This window comes from Micromonospora sp. DT229 (assembly GCF_049844505.1).
Lineage (GTDB): Bacteria > Actinomycetota > Actinomycetes > Mycobacteriales > Micromonosporaceae > Micromonospora.
This window is the reverse complement of record NZ_JBNCLD010000061.1, coordinates 1-221: the sequence shown is the minus strand read 5'-3', so window position 1 is coordinate 221 and position 221 is coordinate 1. Positions and strand designations below refer to the sequence as shown.

At 72.9% G+C, this 221-nt stretch carries 1 protein-coding gene; it reads right to left on the bottom strand.

The window, feature by feature from the left end:
* On the bottom strand, positions 1-221 hold a 221-nt coding region (locus ACLQ2T_RS29280; protein WP_425769582.1), incomplete at both ends, for a hypothetical protein.

The window sequence follows — 221 nt, the reverse complement described above, 5'->3', positions numbered from 1 at the left end:
GGTGGCGAGCGTTCCGGCGGCTTCGGCGGCGGGGATCGTCGTGAGGGCGGTGACCGTCCCGGTGGCTTCCGTGGTGGTGACCGGCGCGACAGCGGTGACCGTTCCGGCGGTTTCCGTGGTGGTGACCGGCGCGACAGCGGTGACCGTTCCGGCGGTTTCCGTGGCGGGGATCGTCGTGAGGGCGGTGACCGCTCCGGTGGTTTCCGTCGCGATGGCGGCGA